Origin of the sequence: Kitasatospora sp. NPDC094016 (assembly GCF_040304045.1) — a bacterium.
In the GTDB taxonomy this organism is placed as follows: Bacteria; Actinomycetota; Actinomycetes; order Streptomycetales; family Streptomycetaceae; genus Kitasatospora.
This window is the reverse complement of the sequence record NZ_JBEOUK010000095.1, coordinates 1-4,058: the sequence shown is the minus strand read 5'-3', so window position 1 is coordinate 4,058 and position 4,058 is coordinate 1. Positions and strand designations below refer to the sequence as shown.

The window sequence follows — 4,058 nt, the reverse complement described above, 5'->3', positions numbered from 1 at the left end:
TCCGACAGGAGGCCGTCCACACCCTCCCGGTCGGTGGTGTGGTCGTCCGCGAACCGACGGTCACCCGTCGCGTCCGGCACGTACTTCACACAGACAACGATCCTCAAGCTCACGGCCTGTCTCCTGTACTGGTCTCGTCCGGCGGCTGCGGCTGTGCAAGCGGGGCGCGAACACGGTGCGCGCCCGCTCCGGGCAGCGGGTTCCCGTGCCGGTCCGGAACTTCCTGGCAGCATACTCGGCAGTAGTCCAGTGGTCACTACTGGCCAGTAGCTTAGGCCGGGCGGCTGCACTTCCGTCTCCGCCCATCCTGCCCCAGGGCAGCCCCGGCACCACCTGATCGGACTACATATCCGCCGCAGGATCGCCCGGGCCCCCGGCTCACACCACCTCGCCGAGCGCCGCGATCACATCCACCTTGCGCGGCAGTCCGGCCGCCCGGCGCACCACCCGGCCGCCCCCGTCCAGCACCAGGACCGTCGGCGTCCGCAGGATCTCCAGCCGGCGAGCCAGCTCCAGCCGCTCCTCGGCATCCACCTCGACGTGCGCCACCCCGTCGACCATGCCGGCCACCTCCGCGAGCACCCGGCGGGTGGCCCGGCACGGCTGACAGAACGCCGTCGAGAACTGAACCAGCGTCGCCCGCTCGCCGAGCGCCCCGCCCAGTTCCGCCTCCGACAGCCGTACCGCCCCGCCGTTGGTGCGCACCCTCAGCCTCCCGTCGTGCCGTGCCCGTAGCAGCCCGAAGGCGGTCACCGGCGCCGCCACGACGACGCACACCACCCAACCCGGCCGTCCCCAGTCTGCGGCAGCGGCCCCGGGCCTCAAAAGGGAGGTCGACCACCGGGCCGGGCCCGCGTACGATCGCCGGGTGGAATCCGACCGCACCGCACCGCCGTTGCTGACCTCCCGTCGCGTCGTCGACCTGGGCCGGGCCACCACCACCCGCTGTCGCTGACGCGCCCCGCCGCCGCCCGTCGCGACCCTCCCGGAGCCCTCGTGCAGATCGACCCCCGCGGTCCCCGCTTCGCCGCCGCGCTCACCTCGGTCGTACTGGCCGCCGCCCTCATCACCGGCAGCGACGTGCTGCTGGCCGTCCAGGCCCTCGTCTTCGCACTCGGCGCGTTCGGCGGCCTGCGGCTCTCGCCCTACGGCTGGCTCTACCAGGCCCTCCTCCTCCCCCGGCTGGCCCCGCCCTCCGAGACCGAGGACGAGCGGCCGCCCCGCTTCGCGCAGGGAGTCGGCCTGGTGTTCGCCGTCGTCGGCGCCCTCGGCTTCCTCACCGGGGTGGCCTGGCTCGGCCTCCTGGCCACGGCCTTCGCCCTGGCCGCGGCCTTCCTCAACGCCGCGTTCGGCTACTGCCTCGGCCGTGAGGTCTACCCCTTCGTCCGCCGCGCCCAGGGACGCCTCGGCGCCGGAGCCTAGCCACCCCTCGGGTCCCTGGGCCTCCGGGACGGAGCGGGCCTCCAGGTCGCCGGGAAGGGAAAAGTTCCCACCCGAACTCATCACGGAGATCACACCTCGAATATCCGCTTGACCGCACGGCTCAGGTGACAGCAGGCACTCGTTCGGGGGATCATCTCCGTGAATCACCCGTGACCGCCGCGGCGTGCCGCGCTCCGGTCGGCCCCCGCTCAGCGACGCGGGTACCCGCCGTACCGGGCTCCGGCCCGTGGAAGTCAGGACTGACCGTGGCAGAGTTCGTGTACCCGCCGGTGATCGGCGCCGCACTCACCGCCTTCCGTGCGCTCGACGTGCGGATCAAGATCGTAGGCGCCGAGAACATCCCCGCCAGGGGCGGAGCCGTACTGGTCAGCAATCACATCAGCTACCTGGACTTCCTCTTCGCCGGCCTCGGCGCCTACCGCGGCGGCAAGCGCAAGACCCGCTTCATGGCCAAGGACGACGTCTTCAAGCACCGGGTCTCCGGCCCGCTGATGCGCGGCATGAAGCACATCCCGGTCGACCGCACCGACGGGCAGCCCGCGTACGAGGCCGCCGTGCGCGCCCTCAAGGCCGGCGAGGTCGTCGGGGTGTTCCCCGAGGCGACCATCAGCCGCTCGTTCATGCTGAAGAAGTTCAAGACCGGCGCCGCCCGGATGGCCGCCGACTCCGGCACCCCGCTGCTGCCCGTCATCCTCTGGGGCACCCAGCAGCTCTGGACCAAGGGCCGCCCGAAGACCCTGACCAAGCGCCACGTCCCCGTCACCATCATGATCGGCGAACCGATTCACCTGGGCCCGAACGACAAGCCCGTCATGGTCACCAGACGGCTGCGTGCGGCCATGAGCGAGATGCTCGACCAGGCCCAGCGCGAGTACCCCGGCAAGCCCTCCGGCCCGGACGACACCTGGTGGCTGCCCACCCACCTCGACGGCACCGCGCCCACCCTGGAGGTCGCCGAGGCCGAGGACGAGGCGGAGGCCCTCGCCAAGGCCGAGCGCCGCGCCGCCCGGGGCTGACCGGCCCCGCCCCGGGTCCACCCCGTCCCTGTTCCGCCCCGCACCGGCGCCCCGCTTCGCCACTCCGCGAGACCTTCTACTCCGTGTGACCGACCGAACGCCAGGCGTCGCGTGTCGCCCGGTCGCCGACGCTCCCCGTCTGACACAGTGACAGCCCCTTTGAGGGGCCTTCGTCCTGCATCGGAGACGGAGCGAACGCCGGAGAGGTCGGAAAGGTCGGAGCGGATATGACACGGATGACCCGCACAGGGCAGTCCCCCAGGTCCACACCCGAGGCCCGCACCCGCGCCAGCACCGGTGCGGGCCTTCTGCTGCTGAGCGCCCTGCTCACCGGGTGCGGCGCCGAACCCGGTGAGATCCCCCTGTCGGAGATCCAGGCGGACGCCCCCTCCGCCGCACCCGAGTCGACGACCGCCGCCGCGAGCCCCGGCGTGGTCGGCGCCGCCGCCGGAACACCTGCGGCCCCCGCGCACAACGGTCTGATCGTCGGCGGGGAATTCCTCAACGCCGCCCGCACCACCAGCGCCATCGTCACCCTCGCACCCGACGGCACCGACTGGCACCAGGTCACCCAGCCGCCCGACCGCACCCGCGACGACCGCCCCGACTGGTCCCCGGACGGCAGCACGATCGCCTTCGACCGGACCGACCCACGGAGCGGCGCCGCCCGCCTCTGGACGGTCTCCACCAGCGGCGACGGCGCCCGCCAGATCGGCCAGCTCTGCGAGACCGGCACCGCCGACTGCACCAACGAGGACGAACGCGCCCCCGCCTACTCGCCCGACGGCAAGCAACTCGCCTTCAGCCGCTCCTGGGGCGCCCTCGACCAGGCCGACAGAAACCAGATCCAGTACTCGGACCTCTACCTGATGAGCCCCGACGGCACCGACGTCCAGCGGCTCACCTTCCTCACCAACGACAAGCCGTACTCCGGGCAGGTCAGCAACCCCAGCTGGTCCCCCGACGGCAAGCAACTCACCTTCGAGTACCGCACCGGTGCCACCGGTCAGCCCGCCAACAGCCGCGCCATCTACGTCGTCGCCGCGGACGGCACCGGGCTGCGGCAGCTCACCCCCTGGGAACTGCGCGCCGGAGACCGCGCCAACTGGTCACCCGACGGCACCCAGATCCTCTTCACCACCTACCCGGCCGGCCGCGCCGACGCCCCCGGCGGCGGCATCTACACCGTCCACCCCGACGGCACCGCCATCGGCGCGCTGACCCCCGCGCCGTCCAACGTCTTCTACGGCACCGCGTCCTACGCGCCCGACGGCAAGTCCATCGTGTTCGCCCAGGCCCCCGCCGGCTCCGAGGCCGACCTCTACACCATGCGGCCGGACGGGACGGGAATCGCCCGGCTCACCAACGACAGGGACGCCTGGCTGACCCGGCCGGCGTGGGGAACGGCGGCGGTACCGCCCCAACCCGATGGCCGGACATCGGCCCAGGCACAATCGCGGCCGTGGGAAGAGGATGAAGAATTCCAGGACGAGTGAAGCACAACGCAGAGAACCCCCATCCGGTCTCCCGGATGGGGGTTCTCTGTGAATGATTGTTCGGCGGCGTCCTACTCTCCCACAGGGTCCCCCCTGCAGTACC

4 protein-coding genes and 1 pseudogene are annotated in these 4,058 nt (G+C 72.2%); 3 read left to right on the top strand and 2 right to left on the bottom strand.

The features are described 5' to 3' along the window. Together ABT015_RS37795 and ABT015_RS37790 are read right to left on the bottom strand one after the other, a co-directional pair. A pseudogene (locus ABT015_RS37795) lies at positions 1–113 on the bottom strand (electron transfer flavoprotein subunit beta); the annotation flags it as partial. 265 nt (positions 114–378) lie between these two features. Then, positions 379–780, bottom strand: a complete 402-nt coding sequence (locus ABT015_RS37790) for a thioredoxin family protein (RefSeq protein ID WP_350887856.1) — start codon at positions 778–780, stop codon at positions 379–381. A gap of 216 nt (positions 781–996) precedes the next feature. Here ABT015_RS37790 and ABT015_RS37785 point away from each other — a divergent pair, with 216 nt between their 5' ends. The 3 genes from ABT015_RS37785 to ABT015_RS37775 all read left to right on the top strand — a co-directional run bounded on the left by ABT015_RS37785 (position 997) and on the right by ABT015_RS37775 (position 3,955). Further along, positions 997–1,422 (top strand): DUF4395 domain-containing protein, encoded by a 426-nt coding sequence (locus tag ABT015_RS37785; protein ID WP_350887854.1) that lies wholly within the window; start codon positions 997–999, stop codon positions 1,420–1,422. Between the two features lie 266 nt (positions 1,423–1,688). Then, positions 1,689–2,459, top strand: coding sequence for a lysophospholipid acyltransferase family protein (locus ABT015_RS37780; protein WP_350887852.1), 771 nt, complete (start codon positions 1,689–1,691; stop codon positions 2,457–2,459). A 236-nt stretch (positions 2,460–2,695) separates the two neighbouring features. Continuing rightward, positions 2,696–3,955: a TolB family protein gene (locus tag ABT015_RS37775; RefSeq protein ID WP_350887849.1), complete on the top strand. Its 1,260-nt coding sequence runs from the start codon at positions 2,696–2,698 to the stop codon at positions 3,953–3,955. Positions 3,956–4,058: the final 103 nt, after the last annotated feature.